Genomic DNA, 22,000 nt, shown 5'->3' with positions numbered 1-22,000 from the left:
TGCCGGAAGACCTATCCGGAAGTCTCGCCGGAATGCTGTGGAGTGCCACGACATTCTTTGTCACTGTCCACTGTGGTGTACCGCGCTCGTTCGTCGTCCGCCCGGGCCGCGGCGATCGGGCGACGGACGCCCGGGCCGGAGCACCTTCCGATCACCTCGCGCACCATCGGCACCTTGGGCGTCTGCGCCTGGAGATATGCCTCTCGCAGACCTACGCGGGCGCGGTGGGCCAGCGCGGCGACGCCGTTCGGCGACACGCCCAGGATCGGCGCCAGCTCGGCCGGAGTGTGTCCTTCGGCGACGGTGCTCCACAGCACGGCGCGCCACCGCACGGGCAACGTGCGAAAAGCCGACCGGAGCAGCTGATCGGTCGACGCTCGCAGGGCCGGCCCGTCGGCTCCTTCGGCCGCTTCCGTCGCCGGGACCACCGCGTGGGGCTGGACCCGCAGGCGGTGACGGTTCCACCGGGCGGCGAGGTTGCGCATCGTGACGACCAGATACGGCCGCAACTCGTCGCGCGGTCCGCCGCCGTCGCGAACCGCGGCCAGCACACGCGCGAACGCTTCGGCCACGAGATCGTCCTGTTCGGCGGGCTGGCGGACCCAGCACGCGGCGATCCGCCGCAGCGGGCCGGAATGCCGCCGGAACAGCAGGTCGCCCGCGCCGAGATCGCCGTCGCGGAGCCTGCCGAGCAGCAGCGCGTCCGGCGGAGAGTCGTCCACGGCATCCCACCTCGCATTCTCCAGATTCCGGTTGGCCGGCAAGGGATTTGCCGCACACACTGCCCACGGCGCGAGTTCGCGTGCACCCTTCGCCACGGAGTGGCACACAAAGTAACAGATACAACGACGTAACCCTTACCCGTGACGGTATGCTTCACGGGATGTCCTCCTCCTCAGCGACCACACGCCCCGGCGATGGCCGCGCGACCCGCTGGGCAGGACAACGCGAGCGGCGCCGTCGCGAGTTCGTCGAGGCGGCCCTTCGCGCGATCGCCGAGCACGGACCTCAAGCCTCGACCGCGCACATCGCCGTCGAAGCCGGTATCGCCCGGCCACTGTTGTACAAGCATTTCGACGGCGCGACGGACCTGCAGCGGGCCATCGCGGACGAAGCCGCGCGACGGCTCACCACCGCGCTGCGACCGCTGTGGGAACAACGGGGAAGCGCGATGCGGATGATCACGCTGGCAGTCGACGCGCATACCGGCTGGCTCGCCGAGAACGGCAATCTCTACCGCTACCTGAACTCGCGGTCCCACGGCGGACGGGACACGGTCGCCGACGTCAGGACCGTCCTCGCGCGACAGCTGACCCACTTGTTCGAGCACTACCTGAAGACGTTCGAAATGGACCCGCGGATCGCCGAAACCGTCGCGTTCGGCGTGGTCGGCCTCGTCGACTCCTGCGCCGCGCAATGGCTCGAAAACCCCCACGGCGTAACGAGAGCCGAGCTGGCCGCTCAGCTCACCCGCTGGATATGGCGCCTGCTCGACGACACGCTCCGAATGGGCGGTGTCGAACTCGATCCCCACGTGACGCTACCGCCGCCTCCCGCACTCTGATCGCCGCCTTCACCGCCGGCCCGGCGTGGTCGGCCATTGACCTCTGCTATTCCACAAGTTATATATGACTCATGTCATATCTTCGGCGGGACCGTGCGCTCGTGCTCGGGGCGGGGGTCGCCGGTCTCGTGGCCGCACGGGTCCTGTCCGAGCACTACGCCGAGGTGGTCGTGGTCGAGCGTGACGAACTCCCGGACCGGCCGGAGCATCGGCGCTTCGTCCCGCAGTCGCATCACGCGCACGGCCTGCTGGGCTCCGGCCGCCGGGTACTGGTGGGACTGTTCCCCGGTCTGTCCGCGGAGCTGGCCGCCCGTGGCGCGCTCACTCCGGGGTCCGGCGACCCCGCGATGGGTGATCGTTCGCTCTTCCTCGTCCGCGGCGGGACGACCATCCGGATACCGGCGTGGTGGAGCGGAGGCTTCGGCGCGAGCCGGATCCTGATCGAGCACGCGATCCGCGACCACGTCCGGGCGTTGGCGAACGTGACGATCCTGGACCGGACACCCGCCATCGGACTGACGGCCGACCGGATCCGTCGGCGGGTCACCGGCATCCGGACGCCCGACGAGGAACTCGGCGCCGACCTGGTCGTGGACGCCTCGGGCCGCGGCTCACCGCTGCCGGAGTGGCTCGAACGGATCGGGTACCGGCCAGCACCGGAATCGATCGTCCACTCCGACGTCCGCTACGTCAGCGTCGTCACCGAACCCGATCCGTCCTTCGATCCCGAATGGCTGGCCATCCTGGGCGGCCAGGCCGAATCCGGCTCCTCAGTCGGCGGTGTGGTCCTGCGTATCGAGCACGGCCTGCTGCACATCTCGTTCGGCTCGGTCGCCCGCGACGAACCCGTACCGTCGGATCTCGCCGGGTTGCGGGACTTCGCCGATCGCTTCACCGCGCCCGTGGTGGCCGAGGCACTTCGCCGGTCGGCACCGGCAGGACCGATCCGGGCCTTCCGCGTGCGCAGCAACACCCGGCGCCACTACGACCGGGCTCGCGAACTGCCCGGTGGCGTCATCGCGCTCGGCGACGCCGCCAGCGCGGCCAATCCCATCTACGGCCAGGGAATGAGCGTGGCGGCGCTGTCCGCGGCCGCGCTCGGCCGGGCGCTCGCCGCCGGGGACGACGCGGGGCTGGAAAGGCGGGCGGCACGGGCCATCGCCGCCACCTCCGCCGAAGCCTGGCGCCTCGCGCTCGGAGAGGACATCCGCTACGGATGCCGCACCGAAGGAGTCCGGTCACCCTGGACGGCCAGGTTCGGCGAGGGCTATCGCAACCGCCTGGAACGAGCGGCGGCACTGGATCCCGAAGTGGCGGCGGCCTTCAACGACGTGCTCAATCTCCACCGGCCGTTGTCGTCACTCGGCTCCCCGCGCATCGTCCGGCGGGTGCTGAGGCCGTTGCGCGACCGCGATCCCGGTCCCCTGTCCGCCACCGTCGCCGCCGTCCTCGGCGCCGGTTGAACCCGTCCGACGAGGAGCCCGCCCATGTTCCGGCCACAGTTCGTCGACGTCGACGACGTCCTGCTCCACGTCGAGACCGACGGCCCCGAAGACGGCCCTGCCGCGCTGTTCCTCCACGGCTGGCCCGATCTGTGGTTCACCTTCGAGCCGCAGATGACCGCGCTCGCCGAGCAGGGGTACCGGGTACTCGCGCCGGATCAGCGCGGCTACGGCCTGTCGTCCAAGCCCGCGACCGTCGCCGACTACGCGATGCCCAAGCTGGCCGAGGACATCGTCCTGCTCATCGAGCGGCAAGACGCGGCACCGGTGCATCTGGTCGGGCACGACTGGGGCGGGGCCGTCGCCTGGGCGGTGGCGAGCGAACGACCGGAGCTGGTCCGATCGCTGACCATCGTCAACTGCCCGCACCCGCAGGTGTTCGCCGATTCGTTGCGACGCAAACCTTCCCAGCTGCTGCGGAGCTGGTACATGGTGGCGTTCCAAATCCCCGGACTCGCCGAGGCGATCCTCGGCGCCCGCGACGGCGCGATGCTGGCGGCGATGCTCGAACACGGCGCCCACCTCGACGACGCCGACCTCGACCGGCACCGCGCCGTCTGGCGCCATCCCGGCACGATCCAACGCCCGCTCTTCTGGTACCGCGCGATGTTCCGGTCGATACTGACGTCGCTTCGCACCGCGGATCCCATGACGGTGCGCGTGCCGACGCAGATCATCTGGGGCCGCCGTGACGGCGCGCTCGGCAAGCACCTCGCCGAACCCAGTGCGGCGCGGTGCGAGCAAGCCGAGCTGCACTGGCTCGACACCAGGCATTGGCCGCATCGCGAACAGCCCCGGCGCGTCACCGAACTCCTCTCCGCCTGGTTCGCACGGCACGCCGAGCGGGTCTGACCGATTGCTATCCTCCGGGTTTCCCGCCGAGAGGAGCCCGATGCTCAGATTCGCCCTGCTGGGCTTCCTGCTCCGGCAACCGATGACCGGTTACGACCTGGCCACCGCGATCCGCTCCAGCATCCACTTCGTCTGGCCCGCCCAGCTCAGCCAGATCTACCGCACGCTGGGCCAGCTCGAGGACAACGGCCTGGTCGTGTCCGAAGTGGAGCCACAGCAGAGCAGGCCGGACCGCCGCGTGTACACGATCACCGACGCCGGGCGGGCGGCGTTCGATTCCTGGCAGAACGAGCTGGTCACCGAACTCGACCCGGTCCGCGTGCCCTTCATGGTCCGCTTCTTCTTCGCCGGCTCCCGTTCGCCGGAAGACACCGTGACCCAGCTCCGGGTCATGCGCGACCTCCACGTGAAGGACCACGAGCGGCTCGCCGTCGAAATGCCGGAACAGATCGCCGCGGCCACCGCCCTCCCCGGCGGCAACGAACTCGACCCGCTCGTCTGGGACTCGGTCCGCCGGGCCGGCGAGATGATGGCTCAGACCTGGGTCGCCTGGATCGACGAAACCATCGAGCGGCTGCAGGCGGCCGCCCGCGACTGAGCGACGAAGCGGGTCTCCACGGCCACGGAGACCCGCTTCCTCAGGGACTCACCAGCTCACGCTGAACTCGGCCGTGGCACCGCTGCCGGTTTTCGTCAATCGGCCGATCCGGCTCCGTCGTTCCGGAGAAGGATCCTCCTGCGGCAACGGGCTCGCGTCGGTGATGTAGTTCCACGAGGCCCACCACGATCCGTCGGGCGCCTGGAAGGCGTTGAACGCGCCTGGACCTCGTTTGTTGCCCGGCAGGTTCTTCTTGCGGAACTTGTCCGGCAGTCCCGGCCGGAACCGCGGCTCTCCCTCCGGGTCGGGCTCGTAGGAGAAGTACGCGCGCTGCTCGGCCATCGGGGTGCACCGGTTGTCCGTCAGCGCGGTTCCGCAGTGGGCGACGCCGGTGGAGTACCGGTTCGCGTACCAGTTGTTCCCCGAGTAGAAGAGGTACCAGTCCCCGTCGATGCGGACGGCGTTGGGATTCTCGATCGTGAGGACGTCGTCGGACGGGCTGTTGTGGTGCGTCCACTCGAGGTTCGCGTTGTCGATGAGCTTCTTCGCGTCGGCTTCCGCTATCCGCCGCACGTGGCGGGACCGGTCGAAGTCCAGTTTGGCGGCACCGAGGGCGGTGACCCGGTCTTGCGTCCAGGCGCCGTTGCGCAGGGTCAGCCAGACCTCGCCCTGTCCCCTGCTCACGTCGGCGTCGATCGCCCAGCCACGATCCGGGCAGAACAGCGGATCCGCGTTGGCGACGAACCCGCCCGTGGCCCGCAACGAGGTCGCGTAGCCGATACAGTGTTTGGCCTGCCCGGCGGGCTCGGAACCGGGCAGCGCCGCGCTGTAGAAGACGTAGTAGACGACGCGGCCGTCCTCCTGATGCGCGAACAACGCCGGTGTCCACAGTGGAGAGTCCGGTCTCGCCCAATAGCCCGCGGGGAACGTGACGCCGTCCCAGGCGTCGCCGTCGACGGCGCCTCGGCGCTGGAAGGTTCCGCCGCTGAACTCGACCTTCGTATAAGGAAGCTTCTTGCCGGGGACGCTCGCGCCGACCGCGACGTAGGTGTTCGTCTCCGGGATCCGCATCAGATCCGCCGCCGGGAAGCGGAAGTCCAGCGACTCGTCGCGGGGCCCGGTTTCGGCGGCGGCGCTCGGCCCGGCCGTCAGGAGGCTGACGCCGCACAGGACGGCGATCAGAGCGCGCCGCATCATCGGGTCACCGTCACGCGGGCGCGCACCGGCCGGTGGTCGCTCCCGTAGCCGCCGAGGGCGTCCACAGCGGACCCGGTCGAGTCCTTCTTGGCCCACACGTGGTCGATGGCCCTGCCGTCGTGGCTCGGCGCGCTGTAGGAGTCGGCCACGCGCCGCAGCCCGGTCATCAGCTCCGAACCCGGCTCGGCGTTGAAGTCCCCCATGACGATCGGCTCGGCCGCCCGCGAAGAGAACCAGTCCGCGGTGTTGCGGACCTGCAGGTTGTGCAGTTCGCGGTTGAGCTCGAACCGTTGCGCGGACGGGGTCAGGTGCACGACGCCGACGACCCACTCGAAGCCCGCGCCTCCCACCCGCACCCAGTTGACGTACTTGGGCGGCACCCAGCAGCCGCAGTCTCCCGGCTCGGCGGGGCCCGTACCGGGCGTGGAGGGGTCCACTTTGGACGCGGGTGAGATCTCGCCCGCGCCATGGCCGGTGATGGTCATGTTGCCGCGCACCAGGATGGCGTTGTGCTTGATCGCGCGACGATCCGTCTCGTAGATGGCGACGTAGCCCGTCGCCGCCGCGGCCTCCCGCACGACGTCCTCGCGGTCGGCGACCTCCTGCAGTCCCAGGACGGCGGGACGTTCGGTCTCGATGAGACGGACGAGGTCGGCCTTGAGCCCGCCCGCGTCGCCCACGTTGTAGGTGACGACCTTGATCGTGCGTTCGGTCGCCGCCTCCGCGCTGGGCACCGCGACGAGCGTGGCGACCGGAACGAGCAGTGCCAGCGCGAAAGCCTTGCGCCTCGAATGCTTCATGGAATTCCCTCCAGTGTCGATGACGGAGGGAATCGGACCATCGGCCGCCCGCCACGGGCAACGGCGAGCGCGATGCCGTCATCTTCCGGAAAGAATTGACCCGATCACCGAGGCGACGGGTTCTCCCAGACGAAGGTGACCTTGTTGCCCGCCGGATCCACGATCTCCGTCAATTTGACGAAGCCGAAGTCCTGGACCGGGCCGCATTCCACGCCGCGCTCCGCGAGGTCGCCGACGGTCTCGTCGATGTCTTCGACGCCGATGACCACGGTGCTCTTGCCCGCGGGTTCCGGGTCGTGGGCGACCTGGATGCCCGCGCTCCCGGCGATCAGCCATTCCGCGACGCCTTCCATGGGTTCGGTGTCGGGTCGCCGCCCGATCCACCGCTCGTACCAGGCGACCGCGGCGGCATGGTCCGAAACCGGCAGAACAGCGTAGACATCCTTGAACCTCGGCACGGCACGTCGTCCTTCCACTCGGGATCGCCGACCACTGTAGGCCGTTTTGTCCGAGTTCGCGTCGGCTTTACAAGGTCGCCCTTACCCTGCTCCCGTGACCGGCGGAACGACGACAGTGAGGATGACCGCGCGGCTTTTCGCCGTGCTGGCCGTACTCACCGCCGTCGCCCTCCTGCAGAGCGCGTTGTGCAGTGATGGCGCCGCGGCGGCCGGCTCACCCTGCGCTCCCCTCTTCGCCGCCGAAGCGACCCACGTCACCGGCCCGGACGGCGAATGCGATCCGGCGACGTCCCTGCTCAGCCCGGTGGAGCAACCCGTTCCGGACGGCCACCTCGACGACCTGACGGGTATCGGCGTGGCGCTGCTCGCCGTGCTCTTCCTCCTCGTCCGGCAGCATCGACGCCGTGAGGCGGGAGTGCCGCCGACCTCACCGGCGAGGTCTTCTTCGAGCACTCCGCCCCTTGTCCTGCTCTGCGTTTCCCGTACCTGATCCGGCGTCGCCCCCTGCCGTTTTCAGTTGCCGGAACCCAGCCAAGGACACAATAGAATGACCAAGAACACCAAGGTTTCCCTGACGGTCGTGGCCGTCGTGATCGCGGTCGTGGCCGCGTTGCTCGTCTTCACCAATCTCGGTGACGACACCCCGGCCGCGCAGGCGGACGCGCCTCCGGTGATACCCGCGTCGATCCTCGTCCGGCCCGACAGCCACCGGCTCTCCGACCCGCCGGGCAGCAAGGTGACCGTCGTGGAGTTCTTCGACCTCGAATGCGAGGCGTGCGGCGCCGCCTTCCCGGGCGTCGAGCGGCTCCGAGCCGAGTACGGCGACCGGGTCACGTTCGTCATGCGTTATTTCCCCATCCCCAGTCACCGGAACGCCGAGCTCGCCGCCCGGGCCGTGGAAGCGGCGGGCCAACAGGGCAAGCTCGAACCGATGTACCGCCTGATGTTCGAGAAGCAGCCGGAGTGGGGCGACCAGCAAGTCTCCCATCGCGAAACCTTCCTCGGCTTCGCGCGGCAGCTGGGCCTCGACCTCAAGGCCTTCGAGACCGCGCTGGACGACCAGGTCACCCTCGGCCGGGTGCTGGCCGACCGGACCGACGGCGCGAACATCGGCGTCGAGGGCACACCGACGTTCTTCGTCAACGGCGTGAAGTTCTCGGGGTCACCGTCCTATCAGGGCCTCAAGGCGGCCATCGACCGGGAACTGGCCAAGTGAAGCCGTTCGCCGTCCGGGCGACGCCGTGGGTCCTGCTCGCCGGCGGCGCGATCGGGCTGCTGGCGTCGTTCGTCCTCACCATCGAGAAGTTCCGGCTGCTCAAGGATTTCTCCTACATCCCGACCTGCAGTATCAACCCGGTCCTCAGCTGCGGCTCGATCATGAAGACACCGCAGGCGGAACTGTTCGGCTTCCCGAACCCGCTGCTGGGGATCGCCGGATTCGGCGTGGTCGTCACGACCGGGGTCGTCCTGCTCGGCGGGGCGCGGCTCCCTCGGTGGTACTGGCTGGGCCTCCAGATCGGTTCGGCGCTCGGGGTCGTGTTCGTGCACTGGCTGATGATCCAGAGCCTGTACGTCATCGGCGCACTGTGTCCCTACTGCATGGTCGTGTGGGCGGTCACCATCGCCGTCTTCTGGTACACGACCCTGCACAACCTCCACAAAGGACCGGAGGTGAAGGCGGCGCTCCGGTACCACAGCGTGGTGCTCGTGGTCTGGTACGCCGCCGTCACCGTCGCGGTCCTTCAGGCCTTCTGGAGTTACTGGACGACGCTCGTCTGAAGACGGCTCCGGTCGAGACCACGCAAACCGCAGGCGCAGACGGCCCCGATCACCGTCAGGGCGAGCCAGGGGAACTCCGGGAAGCCCGCCTTGCGTGCGAGGTCGAAGACGGTGCCGGTGAACAGGTTGCCGAGGAGGATGCCCACGCCGACGATCGTGTTGTAGAAGCCGTAATGCGTGGCGACGAGCCGATCGCCGGAAAGCCGCACGACGGTGTCCATTTCGAACGGGAAGACGACGACCGTCCCCACCGCCAGCAGGGCCGCGGAGACGAGCAATCCGGCTCCCGCGACGACCGGGCCCGCCCTGGCGACGGTCAGCGGCGCGACGAAGGCCGCGGCCATGAACGTCATGCCCACGGCCAGGCAGGTGCCGGGCGGCCACCGGTCCTTGGCCCAGGCCGTGATCTTGAGCTGCCCGGCGATCGCGAGCCCGCCGGAGATCACGAACAGGCCGGCGATGAGCACGGTCGCCGACGTCTCCGATCCGGTGATCCGCCGGGCCTCCATCGGAAGCGCCAGATAGGTCTGGAAGGACAGCACGTACGAGCCGATCATGACCAGCGCGAACAGCAGGAAGGAGCGATTCGCCATGACGACGCGCCAGTCCGACCAGACCGACGAGCGGTCGCGTTCGTTCTCGTGCGCGGGCAGCGCCCGTATCTGCACCACGGTCAGGACGCCGAAGACGGCGGCGGCGACCAGGCAGGTCAACCGGAAGTCGACGGCGGTCAGCGCGAGCCCGACCACCGGCCCGGCCAGGATCCCGCCCTGGTAGAACACGTTGAACACCGAGAAGGCCTCGAGCCGCCGCTCCCCCGCGTCCGCGGCCAGATAGGCGCGGACCGCCGGATTGAACAGCGCCCCGGCGAATCCGGTGGCCGCGGACGCGACGATCAGCGACGGCAACGACGATGTCACGCTCAACAACGCGAACCCCGCCGTCCTCAGCACGCATCCCGCGACGATCAGCGGTTTGTAGCCGAACCGGTCGGCCAGTGTGCCCCCGACCAGGAACATGCCCTGCTGCGAGAAGTTGCGGATGCCCAGCACCAGGCCGACGGCCCAGCCCGCCAACCCCAGCGGGCCCGAAAGGTAGCCCGCCAGGTACGGCATCAGCATGTAGAACCCGACGTTGATGGTGAACTGGTTGACCATCAGCACCTTGCTGGGCCGGTCGAACGACCGGAACCGCTCCGCGAACCCGGTCACCGTGCGGGATCCACGATCGTGCGGCACCGGGTCCAGCGTTCCACGACGCGTTCGCCGGGGTGGCCGATGACGTCCGGTTCCCTCACCGGGACCACGTCGAGCAGCCCGTGTCCCGCGCAGTACTCGTCGTTGTAGACGGTGTCGAAGTAACGCTGGGGGCCGTCCGGGAAGATCGCGGCGATCCGCACGTCCGGATCGTGTGTGCGGGCCAGCCAGGCGGCCACGAGGGCGACCGCGCCGACGCTCCAGCCGCCGGTCGCGTACTGGGCGGCGGCGAGACGGCGGCAGGTCCACACCGCCTCGGCCGGGGCGACCCAGTGGACCTCCTCGAACGCGTCGTAGTCGACGTTGCGCGGATGGATGCTCGACCCGAGCCCGCGCATCAGCCGTGAGGTGGCTGGCTGCCCGAAGATCGTCGAGCCGACGGTGTCCACGCCGATCAGGCGCAGCTGCGGGGAATACCGCCGCAGCGCGCGGAAGGTCCCGGCCGAATGCCCGCCGGTGCCGACCGAGCACACCAGCACGTCGATCCGGCCCAGCTGTGCGGCCAGTTCCTCGGCAAGGCCCGCGTACGCGTCGACGTTGTCCGGGTTGTGGTACTGGTCGGGACACCAGGAGCCAGGCTGCTCCGCCAGCACCCGCTGGACCCGGTCGCGGCGCGCCTGCTGCCAGCCGCCCACCGGATGGGGTTCGGTGACGAGGTCGACGCGGGTGCCGTGCGCGGTGAGCATCCGCCGCACGATCGGTTCCATCCCGGGATCGGTGACGAGGGTGACCGGATGCCCGTGGACGATCCCGGCCAGCGCGAGCCCGAGCCCGAGGGTCCCGCTGGTCGACTCGACGATCGTCGCGCCGTCGGCCAGCTCGCCGCGGGCCTTGGCCGCCGCCACCATGTGCAACGCGGGGCGGTCCTTCATGCCGCCGGGGTTGAAACCCTCCAGTTTGGCCCAGAAACCCTTACCGGAGCCGGTGAGTCGTTCGTCGATCCAGAGCACGGGCGTGTTGCCGACGGCAAGCGCCGCGCGCTGGGGCAGGACAGCGTTCATCGAGGATTCGTCTTTCTGTGCGGTACGGACGGAAGCAGGACGGCGCGACGTCCATCAGGTCCGCGAAACACACAACTCGACGAGTGTCCGGTATCCCTTCCGCCCGGCGGAAAGCAGACGTGTCTTCCCTTGCTCCACAGGCGAAACCACGCCCACCGTCGAGGACGAAAGATCCGGCGCCGAGGGAGACTCCTCGCTGCGCACGGCGAGGGTGGTGAGCGAGCGGGCGTGCGCGTGTCCCTCACGAGGCGGGCAGTCATGCGAAGCCGACGTGGCGGCTGCCTCGACGTGCCCGTCGAGGCAGCCGACGGTTCCCGAACCCGCCACGACCAGCAGCAGCAAGGCCACCACGAGTCGACGAAGAGTAGCCGGAGAGACACTCACGGTTCCCACCGTAGCAAATCTCCCACGCGTCTTAGTACTAGGTGTCTTAGTAGGACTTCACCGCGCGCTCACAACCGTCCCCGTACTACTAAGCGCGATAGTTGAACCTGCGCGACAGGAGATTCGGCACTCGTGACCCCTTCTAGGCGCTCGCCGCGGCATCCCTTCGCCGCCACCGCCGCCCTCATGCTCCTCGGCTTCGGTGCGCTCCCCGCGAGCGCGCAACCGGCGCCGGACGGCCAGGATCCGATGCGGCGCTATCAGGAACTCGGCGCCCAGGCGGCCAAGGCCGACGAGGACCTGCAGGAATCCCAGGACCGGCTGAAGACCCGCGAGACCGAGCGCGACCAGGCGACGGCCGCTCTCGGCCGGGCCGACGGAGACCTCACGCAGGCCCAGTCGGCGATCGATCGGTTCCGGCCCCAGGTCGAGGCGATCGCGCGGTCCGCGATGAGCGGCGAGCGGCTCGGCAACGCCGTCCTGCTGCTCGACAGCGGCAGCAGGCAGGAGTTCCTTGACCGTTCCTCGGCGCTGTCGGTCCTGGCCGACGAGAAGGCCAAGGCGTTGAACGGCCTGCGTGACGCGCTCGGGAAGGCCCAGGCGGCACGCGCCACGGCGGCGGACGCGCGGGAAACGGCCCAGCTCGCGGCGAACGACGCGACGGTGGCGCTGGAGCAGGTCCGCACCCGCAAGAAGGACCTCGACGACCAGATCGCCAAGGTGCGGCAGGCACTCGGCGAACTGCCGGCCGCGGACAAGGCGAAACTCGGCAAGGTCCAGGACAAGGGCTCCTATCTCGGCCCGCCCGGCGCCGCGAACGACGCACTGCAGGCGGCGCTGTCCAAACGGGGCTCACGATACGAATGGGGCGCCACCGGGCCGAGCGAATTCGACTGCTCCGGCCTGACGTCGTGGGCGTACAAGCAGGCCGGCATCTCGCTCCCGCGCACCAGCCGCCAGCAGTACACCGTGGGGAAGCCCGTCCCGCTGGACGCGCTCGTGCCCGGCGACCTCGTCTTCTACGACGACGGAACCGGCAACCCCGGGGCCATCCACCACGTCGGCATGTACGTCGGCAGCGGCAAGATGGTCGACGCGCCGACCGAGGGCCAGCTCGTCGACGTCCGTTCGGTCAAGGGCGACGGGCACCTGATGGGCGCACGGCGCGTCGTCGGCTGAGCGGGGGCGGCACAGTATCCTTCCCGGCGGAGGTGTCATGCAACGGCTGGGCGAGCTCGAAGCGTCGGTGATGGACGTGCTCTGGGACGCGGCGGAACCCTTGCGGGTGCGCCAGGTCCTCGAGGCGATCAACCGGGATCGCGACCTCGCCTACACCACGGTGATGACCGTGCTCGACAACCTGCACCGCAAGGAATGGGTCGAACGCGAAATGGAGAATCGCGCGTATCGCTACCGCGCCGTGGCGACCCGGGAGGAGGCCACCGCGCAAAGCCTCCGCGAACTCCTCGACGCTTCGGAAGACCGGGAATCCGTGCTGCTGCATTTCGCGCGCTCGGTCACCGAAGAGGAGTCGGACATCCTGCGGCGGGCCTTGCGACGGAAGCCCGGCAAGCGATGATCCTGGCGGCGGTGCTCCTGTTCGGCGTGGTGGTGACCGGCTGGTTCTCACCCCGGCTGCTGGGCAGGCTGACCGCCGGCGGGATCAGCCCCGGCACCGCGCTCGCGTGGTGGCTGCTGACCGCGGCGGGCGTCCTCGCCGGCACGCTCGGCGCTGTCCTGCTCCTCGTCCTGCCGGACCACGGCCCCGCCGGGGCCATCACCCGGATCCTCCACGAATGCTGGGCGGCCGTCGGCCACAGCGGCCTTCCGGGCCTCGATCCGGTCGCCGGGACCTTCGCCGCCATCGCGCTCGCGATCGCGGCGGCCCGGCTCGCGCTGTCCACCGCGCGGCGGCGGAAGCGCAGCACGCTCCTGCACCGGCGCCATCTCGACGTGCTCCGGCTGTCCGGCGCGCGACCGGGGCCGACCCTGTGGCTGCCCGACGATCGTCCGATCGCCTACAGCCTCGGCGGTCGCGACGGCCTGATCGTCGCCAGCCAGGGTCTGGCCGGAAGGTTGTCGTCCCGTGAACTGGCCGCGGTGCTGGCCCACGAACGCGCCCATCTGCGCGGCAGACACCATTTCCTGGCTGGCTGCGCCGAAACGCTCGGCCGCACGTTGCGTTTCGTGCCGCTCATGCGAGAACTCCCCGGCGCGGTCCGGCTGCTGGTCGAGCTCGCGGCCGACCGGGCGGCCGCGGCCGGGCACGGACCGGACACCGTGCGCTCGGCGCTGTTGTCCATCCAGGCCGCCGACGGCGACACCGCGCTCCGGCTGCGCTGGCTGGCGCGGCACCCGAGCGGGCCGTCGCGATTTCCGGAACGGGTGCGGGCCGTCGCGGGCGGAACACTGGCCTTGTTCGCCCCGCCCGTGCTCACCGTCGGCGTGATGTTCACGGCGGGTCTTGTTTCCTGCTGGTGAAAGAAACGCGTTCGTCACCGATGCGGACGAACGGGTTCAGCGCGGACACCATCAGGTGATCCCCGTTTTCCGGCCTTGACCGTCGCTTTCCCGAATGGACGTACGCACGTCGCTGTCAGTCGTTCGCCGGTCAGGGAATCGGGGACGGCAAATCGTGCAGTTTCCACTCACACGAGTGAGGGATGACCATTCCACTGAGCCGGAAAGGCGAATTCACAGCGCTACTCAAATGGCGGCATTCGCGCGACGTCCCGCTGTCGTAACGTCGAATGAGGAGGGTTTCCCGCACTGAATTTCCTGGAGGTTTTCGTGATCCGACGCCCCCTGCGCACCTTGACCGTCCTGATCGGCGCCGCCGCGGCAGTCACCGCCTTCGCGGCCCCGGCTTCGGCGGCGACAGCGGTGCTGAACGAAGCGGCCGGACCGGCCACTTTGGCCGCCGCGCAGCAGAAACTCGGCACCTCGCTCGGCGCCGCGTTCGCCGGCACCTGGCTGGACACCACGACCGGCGAACTCGTCGTCGGCACCACCGACGCGCGCCAGTCGGCCAGGATCCGCGCCGCGGGCGCGAATCCGAAGGTGCTCAGGCACAGCGCCGCCGAATTGAAGCGAATCCAGTCCACATTGGACAACAGAACCGGGGATCTGCCCGATTCGGTCGCCGGCTGGTACGTCGACGTACCGGCGAACGAGGTCGTGGTGAGCGTGGTGGGCGGTGATCCTGCGGGCCGGGCATGGGCCGCCTCCGCCGGCGTACCGGTGCGGGTGGACCACGTGAAGAGCGCGCCGCGGCCGTTGTGGAGCGTGGTCGGCGGCCAGGGTCTGTACTTCAGCGGTGGCGCCTGCTCGGTCGGGTTCAACGCCTACGACGATGACGACCATTACGTGATCACCGCGGGCCACTGCACCGAACTCGGCGGCACGGTGCGCGGCGTCGGCGGCACGATCGGCAAGGTCGCGAAATCGTCCTTCCCCGGGAACGACTACGGGACGGTCAAGGTGACGCATTCCGACGTCTCGACCCCGCCCCGCGTCGACCGCTACGAGGACGGTACCGACGTACGGATCGAGGGGGCCGACGTGGTCGGTGTCGGCGGCCGGATCTGCCGGTCCGGGATCACCACCCACTGGCACTGCGGGCGGGTCGAAGCCCTGGACCAGACGGTGAACTACGGCAACGGGAACATCGTGCGAGGCCTCACCCAGACCGACGCCTGCGCCGAGCCCGGTGACTCCGGCGGCTCGTTCGTCAGCCGTCCTTCGTCGGGCTCCGGCACGAAACTGGTGCAGGCGCAGGGCATGACCTCGGGCGGCTCCGGTGACTGCAGCGAAGGCGGCACCACGTTCTTCCAGCCCGTCAAGGAGGTGCTCGACCGCTACGACCTGACGCTGGAAAAGGACTGATCTCCCGCGGCGAGGGGCGGCCGGTCCTCCGGTCGCCCCTCGATCAGCGCGGCGAGCTCCCCCACTTCGAGGACGAGCGTCTCGATCTCGGCCCAGCGGCGGCGGATGCGCTCGGGATCGGCGACCAGCGTGCCGGAAACCATGCCCAGGAACAGGTTCGCGTCGGTCCCGATCTCCGCGAGACGCAGGAAGGGACGGCGTTCTTCTTCGGTTCCCGCTCCGTGCGACGCGGCCCGTTCGCGGGCGCGCATCCCGGCGTCGTGGCAGGCGTCGACGAGCAGGGTCCGGATCTCCTCCGTCCGGTTCCCCGGGCTCGCGGGAGGTTTCCCCATCAACGGGAAGATGTTCCAGGCCACCGACAGCAGGCAGTCGGCCACGTCGTCCATCGACTCCACGTCCACCGGGCGAGTGTTCCGGCCCGTGCCTCCTGCCAGGCGGAATGACTCGCGGGAACGGCAGGGTCGACCCGATCGGGTGGCGAGCCTCGTGCGTGGGAAGGACGGTCCTGGTTCGGAGGCGTGTCGCGAAAGCCACTTTCGGGACGTCAGACGTCGCGAAGGTGGCTTTCGCGTCGTTCTACGCCGGCACCCGGCAACAAGAAACGCCGATACAGGGGTGGGTCGCGCGTGGACGACACTCGGCGAGGGCGGAGTCCTGTCGAGTGTCGTCCGTCCAGACACGTGTGTCGTCCGTCCAGACACGTGTGTCGTCTCGCGGGCGGGTCGATGGTGGGGTGAAGGCTCCCTTCACCGCGCCTAATGCGGTGAAGGGAGCCTTCACCCCACTTCGCGACACGATCGCCAGAACGGCACATCAGGCAACGGGCCCTAACCGTCCTTGCCGCGCACGAGACTCGGCACCTCCTGGTCGTCGAGCGCCCGCACGTCGGCCATGCGCAGGCCGGCGATCAGCCCGGAAAGTCCTTGGTGGCCTTCGGGCCGGATCGCGAGGATGCCGCTGGCGAAGAACAGCAGGTTCGCGAGCGGCTCGAAGCCTCCATTGACCACCGAAGCCAGGGTGAGCAGCGTGAAATAGCCGCCGGACCCGGTCAGGAATCGCACGATCATCCGCCACAGGGCGGGTTTCCCGCCGTCCGGACCGGCGGGGCGCAGCAACACGACGCGCTGCCCGAAGCTGGCGCCGTTACCCACCACCGGGATGACGAACAGCAGGAGCAGCGCGGGCAGGAAGGTGCCGATCAGCGCGGTGACCACGGTGTTCGGTTCACCCACGAGCAGGGTCGTCACGATCCCGACCGTCGTGCCGAGCAGGATGACGGACACGACGTCGACGGCCATCCCGAGCAAGCGGCGGCGCGCGGTGACCGGCCGCGGTGTCCCGGGCGGCGCGGACGGTTCGTTCCCCGGCAGCAGCCGCAGCAACGGGGCGAGCCCGAACCCGACGGCGGCGCCGAGGGTGTTGGTCAGCAGGTCGTCGACGTCGGCCAGCCGGTACGGGCACTCGAACAGGAACCAGACGCCGGTCAGCTGGGTGCCTTCGATGAACAGCGAGACCGCGAAACCGATGGCGACGGTGGTGAGGAAACCCCGCCGGAAGAGGTGCCGCACGAACATCCCCAGCGGCACGAACAAGGCGACGTTGAACACCGCCTGCTGGACGGCCGGGTTGCGCAGGAACGCCCGCAGCCCCGCGCCGGTCTGTTCACGGCGGATGTCGGCGACGAACTGGAAGGGGCGCAGTTGCAGATGGCTGGACGCGTGTTCGGCGCACCACGCCGTCGTCGTCTCCGGGATGGGGAGCAACGTGTACGTCCACAGTGACATGGCGTAGACCAGGAACCCGAACACCAGCAGCACCCGCCAGAGCCCGAGTTCGCCGCGGCGCCGGTAGCTCGCGGCGATGTACGGGACGGCCAGGAGGCCCGCGAGTACGAAACCCGCGAACACCGCGATGACCGCGGAGATGGTCGGATCAGTCACTCGCGGAAGCTAACAACGCGCGCTCCGGCGCACCCGTCACGCCACCTGGCCGGGTGACGGTGTCGGCCGGCGCCAGCGTTCGCTGATGCGCGAGCGCCGCGATGGCGAAGGTCAGGTGGACGACGACCCAGTTGCGGTCTTCGCGATGGACCCGCTGCAGCAGGTCGAGGGAAGCATCGCCCGGCGTACGGCCCTGACGACAGGCGTCGATGAAGGCCTGGGTCAGTTCGTCGACGTTCCTCCGGAACTCCGCGAAGGTGTCGGACGGCTGGGCATTGGTGCAGAAATCCACGGTCACGTCACAGAGCGTTTCATAGCGCGACACAAAGTTACGAATTGGCAGAGTGCGAATCACTCACGTGAGGTAGTCCGGGAGCGAATCTGTGCTCTGCGTCACGCCGAGGCGAGCCCGGCGGGCATGCGGCGTTCCCGTTCGGCCGCCTTCGCCCGGCGGGTGACCGGGAACCGCTGGTCGAGTTCGACCAGCAGCGGCGTCGCCGCCATCAACGTCAGAAGCGCGAGCCCGGCGTAGGCACCCAAAGTCGCGATGATGGTCATTTCGGCCTCCTCGATCCCGTGCCGCCCGTTCCGGCGGCCTGGAACCAGGATCGCCTCCCGGCAGGGGGCGGCGGATCGGTCATCCGGCGGAGACGCCTCCACCGGTCGGCCTTTTCGGCACTGTCCGATCGGCCGATCCCGGGCGGCGGTGCAGCAGGTCGAACCGCGACCACATGGCCTCGGCCGCCTCGATCGACTCCCCGGTGCGGACCGGGTCGACGGCGGCGAGTTGCGCGACGATCGCCTGCACCAGGCTCATCCCCGCGGTCAGCGACGGGAAGAAGGTCACGCCCTCCGCGGGCACCATCAACACCTGCTCGACGGCGCCCGCCAGCGCGGGACTCGCCGCGTCGGTGATGGCGAAGGCGCGCGCTCCCCTGGCCTTCGCTTCGTTCGCGGCGAGCACGGTGCTTTCGTACAGGCGCCAGAAACTGATCGCGATGAGCACGTCTTCGGAGGAGAGCTTCGCCGTGGCGTTGGCGAGTTCGGCGTCGCCCGCGGTGATCGCGTGGACGTCGTACCCGGCGAGCCGGGCGTTGTGCGCGAACGCGATCCCGACCGCGGCGTAACTGCCGTCGGCGATGACGACCGTGCGGCGCGCCCCCGCGACGGCTTCGGCGACCTGGCGGATCTCGTCCTCGGCGAACCGCCGGTTGAGCAGGGCGAGGCTGTCGAGGTCCCGGCGCAATGAAGCCGAACCCGGCGAGTCGACGTCCCGGTGTTCCTCGGCCACCTGCGGCGCGCTCAGCGACGACATGTACCGCGCCCGCAACTCCTGTTGCAGCGCCGGCCAGCCGGCGAACCCGAGCGCCTGCGCCGTCCGGGTGACGGTGGCGACGTTGACCCCGGCGAGCTGGGCGAGCTCCGCCGTCGAGCCGAACGACGCCCGGCGCGGTTGCGAGACCAGCACCTCGAGCACCGCGGCCGACTTCGGCCGCAGGCCTCGTTCCGGTGTCCGATCCCGAAGCCACGCCTCGAAACCGTCGTCGGTTCCCGTCTCTGTCACGCACGCCCTCCCTCGACCGCGCCACGGTAACGCATCGTGCCCGTCGAACCACTTGCAACAACCATTGCAGTTTTGTCGAAACGCAGTATACGTTGTCCGCACTCTCGTCTCTCCTAGTCGCCCGAACCACGGAAGGCGTTCCCCATGACGCTTCTGGCACGACTGGACCGGCTCCCGCTGAGCCGTCCCCACTACAAACTCCTGCTCATCGGCGGACTCGGTTACACCTTCGACGGCATGGACTCCGCCGTCGTCGCCTTCCTCCTGCCGAGCGCGAAAGCCGCCTGGGGCCTGGACAACGGCCAGCTCGGGCTGATCGGTTCGGCGACGCCGTTCGGCTTCCTCTTCGGCGCGATCGCCGCCGGCCTGCTGGGCGACCGCATCGGCCGCAAGAAGGTCATGATGTACGCGCTCGCCTTCTACGCGGTGTTCTCGGTGGTCGCGGCCTTCTCCCCCAACTACGAGGTCTTCCTGGGCGCGCGGGTGCTGGCCGGAGCGGGCGCGGGCGCCGAAAGCGCGATCATCGCGCCGTTCCTGTCGGAATTCGTCCCCGCCAAACGACGCGGCTGGTTCGTCGGCGCGCTGGCCGGGTTCTTCTCGTTCGGATTCGTCATGGCCGCGCTGATCGGGCGGTTCATCGTCCCGACCGTGCCGGAGGGCTGGCGGGTCGCGCAGCTGATCACCGCGCTGCCGATCGTCATGCTGCTATGGTGGCGCCGCTCGCTGCCGGAATCACCGAGGTTCCTGGTCGCGAACGGACGTCACGCCGAGGCCGAAAAGATCGTCTCGAAACTCGAACGGGACGTCGAAAAGGCGACAGGGCAAGCACTTCCGGCCGTCGCCGAGGCAGATGCCCAGCCCGCGACGGAGACCCCCAAGGTCAATCTCCTCAGCGCGTTGAAGTTCCTGTGGAGCCCGGCGATGGCCCGCCGCACCGCGGTGATCTGGACCGTCTGGTTCGTGATCACGTTCTCCTACTACGGCTTCTTCTCCTGGATCCCGACGCTGCTCGTCGAGCGCGGCATCACGGTGACCAAGAGCTTCGAGTTCTCGATCATCATCTACCTGGCGCAGATCCCCGGGTACTTCTCCGCCGCGTGGCTGTCGGAACGGCTCGACCGCAAGCACACCATCGCGTTGTACCTCGCGGGTTCGGCGGTGAGCGCGTTCTGGCTGAGCCAGATGGACGCGCCGTGGTCGATCACCCTCGCCGGGGCGGTGCTGTCGTTCTTCCTCAACGGCACGTACGCCGGCGTGTACTCCTACACCCCCGAGGTGTTCCCGACCTGGATCCGCGCCAGCGGGACCGGGCTGTCCAGTGCGTTCGGCCGGGTCGGCAGCATCCTGGCCCCGACGATCATCGGCCTGTCCGCCGCCAGCCTCGGCTTCGCGGGCGTCTTCGGCCTCACCACCGCCGTCCTGGCGGCCGGGGTGGTGTGTGTGGTCGTGTTCGGCCTGTCCACCGCCGGCCGTTCCCTGGAAGAACTGACCGAACACGGCGCGCCCGTGAAGACCGCCAAGGAGATGACCAAGTGACCGTGTCACTGTCCACTGTGGAGGACAAGACCCGAGCCACGATCGGCGTACGGCTGTTCACCGTGCTGGCCTGGGTGCCCGAACGGCGGGCGCTGCGGCGCGTGCACAGCAGCCACCCCGTGGAATACCCGGTCGGCGGTGAGAAGACCGTCGAGGTGGCCGCCGGCTGGCTGGAGCGGTGCATCACGGGGCAGGAGCCGTACTTCGGGCCGGACAGCGCGGCGGTGCGGGAGATCTTCGCCGACCACGAACTCATCGACAGCCTCGGCTGCGGGGCGGTGATCAACGTGCCGGTGGTCGACGACGGCCGCACCCTCGGCGTCCTCAACCTCCTCGACGCGGAAGGCCATTACGACGAGGATTCCGTCGCGGTGGCGCGATCTCTGGCACCGTTGGCGGTCCCGGCCCTGCGCGAACTCCTGGAGGAGACCCGATGAACGGATCGCTGCTGCTGCGCGACGCCCGCCTGCTCGACCCGGTCACCGGCGAGTACACCGAAGGCGACCTCCGGTGCGCCGACGGCCGGATCGTCGAGATCGGCACCGGTCTCACCGCGGGCGACGCGCGGACCGAGGACCTGCACGGAGCGTTCGTGCTGCCGGGGCTCGTCGACGCCCATGTGCACGTCACCGCGTCCACCGCGGATCTCGGGTCGCTGCCCGCGTCGTCACCGGCGTACGTGACCGCGCACAGCGCCCGCACCATGAGCCGGATGCTGGACCGGGGCTTCACGACGGTCCGTGACGCTTCCGGCGCCGACTACGGCCTCTCGGACGCACAGGCCGAAGGGTTGTTCCGCGGCCCGCGGCTGCTGTTCTGCGGCCGCGCGCTGAGCCAGACCGGCGGGCACGGCGACAGCCGGACGCGCGGCGCCAACACCAGCGAAGACCACCCGTGCTGCGCCGGTCTCGGCCGGGTCGCCGACGGGGTCGACGCGGTCCGCGCGGCGGCGCGCGACGAACTGCGCAAGGGAGCGCACCACATCAAGGTGATGGCCTCCGGCGGCGTCGCCTCCCCCACCGACCGGATCGACTCGACGCAGTACTCCGGCGAGGAACTGCGCGCCATCGTCGAGGAGGCGGAAGCGGCCAACCGCTACGTCGCCGCGCACGCGTACACCGCCCGCGCGGTGAATCGCGCGCTGGAACTGGGTGTCCGGTCGATCGAGCACGGCAACCTGATCGACGACCTGAGTGTCGAACTGTTCCTCCGGCACGACGCATACCTCGTACCGACCCTGGTGACGTACTGGGCGCTGAAGGAAGAAGGGCGCGAGCACGGGCTGCCGGAATCCAGCTGGCGCAAGGTCGACGAGGTGCTCGGCGCGGGGATGGCCGCTTTGGAGCGGGCCGCGCGCGGCGGGGTGAAACTGGTGTACGGCAGTGATCTTCTCGGCGGGATGCACCGGCACCAGAACCACGAGTTCCGGTTGCGCGGCGAGGTCCAGTCCGCGCTGGAGGTGATCCGCTCCGCGACGTCGACGGCGGCGGATCTGCTGAACCTGACCGGCGAGATCGGCACGCTCGCGCCGGGCGCGCACGCGGATCTGGTGGTCGTCGACCGGGATCCGCTGGAGGACGTCGGCGTGCTGGCGGAGCCGGAGAAGTTCCGGTACGTCGTGCAGGGCGGGACGGTCGTGTCCGCCTGACTCGCGCGGTCACCCCGAAGTACGTGAAGGCCCCCT

Annotated in this window: 26 protein-coding genes; 14 read left to right on the top strand and 12 right to left on the bottom strand. The window is 69.5% G+C overall.

Features of this window, described 5'->3' with window-relative positions:
• Nucleotides 1–11: 11 nt before the first annotated feature.
• Nucleotides 12–722, bottom strand: coding sequence for an RNA polymerase sigma factor (locus AB8M46_RS27430; RefSeq protein WP_394362114.1), 711 nt, complete (start codon nt 720–722; stop codon nt 12–14).
• A 161-nt stretch (nt 723–883) separates the two neighbouring features.
• On the opposite strand from AB8M46_RS27430, the gene AB8M46_RS27425 reads away from it, so the two are divergent.
• The 4 genes from AB8M46_RS27425 (at nt 884) to AB8M46_RS27410 (ending at nt 4,516) form a co-directional block, all read left to right on the top strand.
• A complete protein-coding gene (locus tag AB8M46_RS27425) occupies nt 884–1,564 on the top strand; it encodes a TetR/AcrR family transcriptional regulator (RefSeq protein ID WP_394362113.1) in 681 nt (226 codons plus the stop codon).
• A gap of 71 nt (nt 1,565–1,635) precedes the next feature.
• Complete coding sequence (locus tag AB8M46_RS27420) at nt 1,636–3,027, top strand: NAD(P)/FAD-dependent oxidoreductase (protein ID WP_394362112.1); 1,392 nt, start codon at nt 1,636–1,638, stop codon at nt 3,025–3,027.
• A 24-nt stretch (nt 3,028–3,051) separates the two neighbouring features.
• Entirely contained in the window at nt 3,052–3,918 is an 867-nt protein-coding gene (locus AB8M46_RS27415; RefSeq protein ID WP_394362111.1) for an alpha/beta fold hydrolase, read from the top strand.
• Between the two features lie 40 nt (nt 3,919–3,958).
• On the top strand, nt 3,959–4,516 hold the full coding sequence (locus AB8M46_RS27410; RefSeq protein WP_394362110.1) for a PadR family transcriptional regulator: 558 nt from the start codon (nt 3,959–3,961) through the stop codon (nt 4,514–4,516).
• Nucleotides 4,517–4,564: 48 nt separating this feature from the next.
• Here the strand turns inward: AB8M46_RS27410 and AB8M46_RS27405 are convergent, their stop codons facing one another.
• From AB8M46_RS27405 to AB8M46_RS27395, 3 genes are all read right to left on the bottom strand, one after another.
• Nucleotides 4,565–5,713, bottom strand: a complete 1,149-nt coding sequence (locus AB8M46_RS27405) for a family 43 glycosylhydrolase (RefSeq protein ID WP_394362109.1) — start codon at nt 5,711–5,713, stop codon at nt 4,565–4,567.
• The gene (locus tag AB8M46_RS27400) at nt 5,710–6,513 is read right to left on the bottom strand and encodes an endonuclease/exonuclease/phosphatase family protein (RefSeq protein ID WP_394362108.1); all 804 of its coding nucleotides are present in this window, start codon (nt 6,511–6,513) and stop codon (nt 5,710–5,712) included. The genes AB8M46_RS27405 and AB8M46_RS27400 overlap by 4 nt, the downstream gene beginning before the upstream one ends.
• A 104-nt stretch (nt 6,514–6,617) precedes the next feature.
• Nucleotides 6,618–6,971: a VOC family protein gene (locus tag AB8M46_RS27395; RefSeq protein WP_125736944.1), complete on the bottom strand. Its 354-nt coding sequence runs from the start codon at nt 6,969–6,971 to the stop codon at nt 6,618–6,620.
• 94 nt (nt 6,972–7,065) lie between these two features.
• On the opposite strand from AB8M46_RS27395, the gene AB8M46_RS27390 reads away from it, so the two are divergent.
• From AB8M46_RS27390 to AB8M46_RS27380, 3 genes are read left to right on the top strand one after another with little or no spacing between them, the layout of a single operon-like run.
• A complete protein-coding gene (locus AB8M46_RS27390) occupies nt 7,066–7,461 on the top strand; it encodes a hypothetical protein (protein ID WP_394362107.1) in 396 nt (131 codons plus the stop codon).
• A gap of 57 nt (nt 7,462–7,518) precedes the next feature.
• Nucleotides 7,519–8,187 carry a DsbA family protein gene (locus AB8M46_RS27385; RefSeq protein WP_394362106.1) on the top strand — a complete coding sequence of 223 codons (669 nt, stop codon included), beginning with the start codon at nt 7,519–7,521 and terminating at the stop codon, nt 8,185–8,187.
• Complete coding sequence (locus AB8M46_RS27380; RefSeq protein ID WP_360084582.1) at nt 8,184–8,750, top strand: vitamin K epoxide reductase family protein; 567 nt, start codon at nt 8,184–8,186, stop codon at nt 8,748–8,750. The genes AB8M46_RS27385 and AB8M46_RS27380 overlap by 4 nt, the downstream gene beginning before the upstream one ends.
• On the opposite strand, the gene AB8M46_RS27375 is transcribed toward AB8M46_RS27380, so the two are convergent.
• From AB8M46_RS27375 to AB8M46_RS27365, 3 genes are read right to left on the bottom strand one after another with little or no spacing between them, the layout of a single operon-like run.
• Nucleotides 8,729–9,961 (bottom strand): MDR family MFS transporter, encoded by a 1,233-nt coding sequence (locus AB8M46_RS27375; RefSeq protein WP_394362154.1) that lies wholly within the window; start codon nt 9,959–9,961, stop codon nt 8,729–8,731. The genes AB8M46_RS27380 and AB8M46_RS27375 overlap by 22 nt on opposite strands.
• Nucleotides 9,958–11,007, bottom strand: coding sequence for a PLP-dependent cysteine synthase family protein (locus AB8M46_RS27370; RefSeq protein WP_394362105.1), 1,050 nt, complete (start codon nt 11,005–11,007; stop codon nt 9,958–9,960). The genes AB8M46_RS27375 and AB8M46_RS27370 overlap by 4 nt, the downstream gene beginning before the upstream one ends.
• 54 nt (nt 11,008–11,061) lie before the next feature.
• A complete protein-coding gene (locus AB8M46_RS27365) occupies nt 11,062–11,358 on the bottom strand; it encodes a hypothetical protein (protein WP_394362104.1) in 297 nt (98 codons plus the stop codon).
• 165 nt (nt 11,359–11,523) lie between these two features.
• Between AB8M46_RS27365 and AB8M46_RS27360 the strand changes: the two genes are divergently transcribed.
• From AB8M46_RS27360 to AB8M46_RS27345, 4 genes are all read left to right on the top strand, one after another.
• A complete protein-coding gene (locus AB8M46_RS27360) occupies nt 11,524–12,570 on the top strand; it encodes an NlpC/P60 family protein (RefSeq protein WP_394362103.1) in 1,047 nt (348 codons plus the stop codon).
• A gap of 37 nt (nt 12,571–12,607) precedes the next feature.
• Nucleotides 12,608–12,970 (top strand): BlaI/MecI/CopY family transcriptional regulator, encoded by a 363-nt coding sequence (locus AB8M46_RS27355; RefSeq protein WP_034306262.1) that lies wholly within the window; start codon nt 12,608–12,610, stop codon nt 12,968–12,970.
• Nucleotides 12,967–13,872 carry a M56 family metallopeptidase gene (locus AB8M46_RS27350; protein ID WP_394362102.1) on the top strand — a complete coding sequence of 302 codons (906 nt, stop codon included), beginning with the start codon at nt 12,967–12,969 and terminating at the stop codon, nt 13,870–13,872. Before AB8M46_RS27355 ends, AB8M46_RS27350 begins: the two co-directional genes overlap by 4 nt.
• Before the next feature lie 309 nt (nt 13,873–14,181).
• Nucleotides 14,182–15,276 (top strand): S1 family peptidase, encoded by a 1,095-nt coding sequence (locus AB8M46_RS27345; RefSeq protein ID WP_394362101.1) that lies wholly within the window; start codon nt 14,182–14,184, stop codon nt 15,274–15,276.
• Here AB8M46_RS27345 and AB8M46_RS27340 read toward each other — a convergent pair.
• The 5 genes from AB8M46_RS27340 to AB8M46_RS27320 all read right to left on the bottom strand — a co-directional run bounded on the left by AB8M46_RS27340 (nt 15,249) and on the right by AB8M46_RS27320 (nt 18,780).
• Nucleotides 15,249–15,677, bottom strand: a complete 429-nt coding sequence (locus tag AB8M46_RS27340; protein ID WP_394362100.1) for a hypothetical protein — start codon at nt 15,675–15,677, stop codon at nt 15,249–15,251. The two genes, AB8M46_RS27345 and AB8M46_RS27340, sit on opposite strands and share 28 nt — an antisense overlap.
• Before the next feature lie 426 nt (nt 15,678–16,103).
• The gene (locus AB8M46_RS27335) at nt 16,104–17,216 is read right to left on the bottom strand and encodes a VanZ family protein (protein ID WP_378427588.1); all 1,113 of its coding nucleotides are present in this window, start codon (nt 17,214–17,216) and stop codon (nt 16,104–16,106) included.
• Nucleotides 17,209–17,571, bottom strand: a complete 363-nt coding sequence (locus tag AB8M46_RS27330; RefSeq protein ID WP_394362099.1) for a hypothetical protein — start codon at nt 17,569–17,571, stop codon at nt 17,209–17,211. The genes AB8M46_RS27335 and AB8M46_RS27330 overlap by 8 nt, the downstream gene beginning before the upstream one ends.
• Before the next feature lie 38 nt (nt 17,572–17,609).
• Complete coding sequence (locus AB8M46_RS27325; protein WP_394362098.1) at nt 17,610–17,774, bottom strand: hypothetical protein; 165 nt, start codon at nt 17,772–17,774, stop codon at nt 17,610–17,612.
• A gap of 79 nt (nt 17,775–17,853) precedes the next feature.
• A complete protein-coding gene (locus AB8M46_RS27320; RefSeq protein ID WP_037337104.1) occupies nt 17,854–18,780 on the bottom strand; it encodes a MurR/RpiR family transcriptional regulator in 927 nt (308 codons plus the stop codon).
• A 144-nt stretch (nt 18,781–18,924) separates the two neighbouring features.
• Between AB8M46_RS27320 and AB8M46_RS27315 the strand changes: the two genes are divergently transcribed.
• From AB8M46_RS27315 to AB8M46_RS27305, 3 genes are read left to right on the top strand one after another with little or no spacing between them, the layout of a single operon-like run.
• Complete coding sequence (locus AB8M46_RS27315) at nt 18,925–20,316, top strand: MFS transporter (RefSeq protein ID WP_378427582.1); 1,392 nt, start codon at nt 18,925–18,927, stop codon at nt 20,314–20,316.
• Nucleotides 20,313–20,753, top strand: a complete 441-nt coding sequence (locus tag AB8M46_RS27310) for a GAF domain-containing protein (protein WP_394362097.1) — start codon at nt 20,313–20,315, stop codon at nt 20,751–20,753. The genes AB8M46_RS27315 and AB8M46_RS27310 overlap by 4 nt, the downstream gene beginning before the upstream one ends.
• On the top strand, nt 20,750–21,964 hold the full coding sequence (locus tag AB8M46_RS27305; RefSeq protein ID WP_394362096.1) for an amidohydrolase family protein: 1,215 nt from the start codon (nt 20,750–20,752) through the stop codon (nt 21,962–21,964). The genes AB8M46_RS27310 and AB8M46_RS27305 overlap by 4 nt, the downstream gene beginning before the upstream one ends.
• The last annotated feature ends 36 nt before the right edge of the window (nt 21,965–22,000 follow it).

Source organism: Amycolatopsis sp. SB7-3 (assembly GCF_041021335.1).
Lineage (GTDB): Bacteria > Actinomycetota > Actinomycetes > Mycobacteriales > Pseudonocardiaceae > Amycolatopsis > Amycolatopsis japonica.
This window is presented reverse-complemented; position numbering and strand designations above follow the sequence as displayed.

Excerpts from the sequence above, each read along its gene's own strand:
- AB8M46_RS27305 (WP_394362096.1), top strand. The coding sequence starts at position 20,750 with ATGAACGGATCGCTGCTGCTGCGCGACGCCCGCCTGCTCGACCCGGTC.
- AB8M46_RS27400 (WP_394362108.1), bottom strand. The coding sequence starts at position 6,513 with ATGAAGCATTCGAGGCGCAAGGCTTTCGCGCTGGCACTGCTCGTTCCG.
- AB8M46_RS27425 (WP_394362113.1), top strand. The coding sequence starts at position 884 with ATGTCCTCCTCCTCAGCGACCACACGCCCCGGCGATGGCCGCGCGACC.
- AB8M46_RS27420 (WP_394362112.1), top strand. The coding sequence starts at position 1,636 with ATGTCATATCTTCGGCGGGACCGTGCGCTCGTGCTCGGGGCGGGGGTC.
- AB8M46_RS27370 (WP_394362105.1), bottom strand. The coding sequence starts at position 11,007 with ATGAACGCTGTCCTGCCCCAGCGCGCGGCGCTTGCCGTCGGCAACACG.
- AB8M46_RS27325 (WP_394362098.1), bottom strand. The coding sequence starts at position 17,774 with ATGACCATCATCGCGACTTTGGGTGCCTACGCCGGGCTCGCGCTTCTG.
- AB8M46_RS27415 (WP_394362111.1), top strand. The coding sequence starts at position 3,052 with ATGTTCCGGCCACAGTTCGTCGACGTCGACGACGTCCTGCTCCACGTC.
- AB8M46_RS27315 (WP_378427582.1), top strand. The coding sequence starts at position 18,925 with ATGACGCTTCTGGCACGACTGGACCGGCTCCCGCTGAGCCGTCCCCAC.
- AB8M46_RS27355 (WP_034306262.1), top strand. The coding sequence starts at position 12,608 with ATGCAACGGCTGGGCGAGCTCGAAGCGTCGGTGATGGACGTGCTCTGG.
- AB8M46_RS27405 (WP_394362109.1), bottom strand. The coding sequence starts at position 5,713 with ATGATGCGGCGCGCTCTGATCGCCGTCCTGTGCGGCGTCAGCCTCCTG.
- AB8M46_RS27385 (WP_394362106.1), top strand. The coding sequence starts at position 7,519 with ATGACCAAGAACACCAAGGTTTCCCTGACGGTCGTGGCCGTCGTGATC.
- AB8M46_RS27410 (WP_394362110.1), top strand. The coding sequence starts at position 3,959 with ATGCTCAGATTCGCCCTGCTGGGCTTCCTGCTCCGGCAACCGATGACC.
- AB8M46_RS27350 (WP_394362102.1), top strand. The coding sequence starts at position 12,967 with ATGATCCTGGCGGCGGTGCTCCTGTTCGGCGTGGTGGTGACCGGCTGG.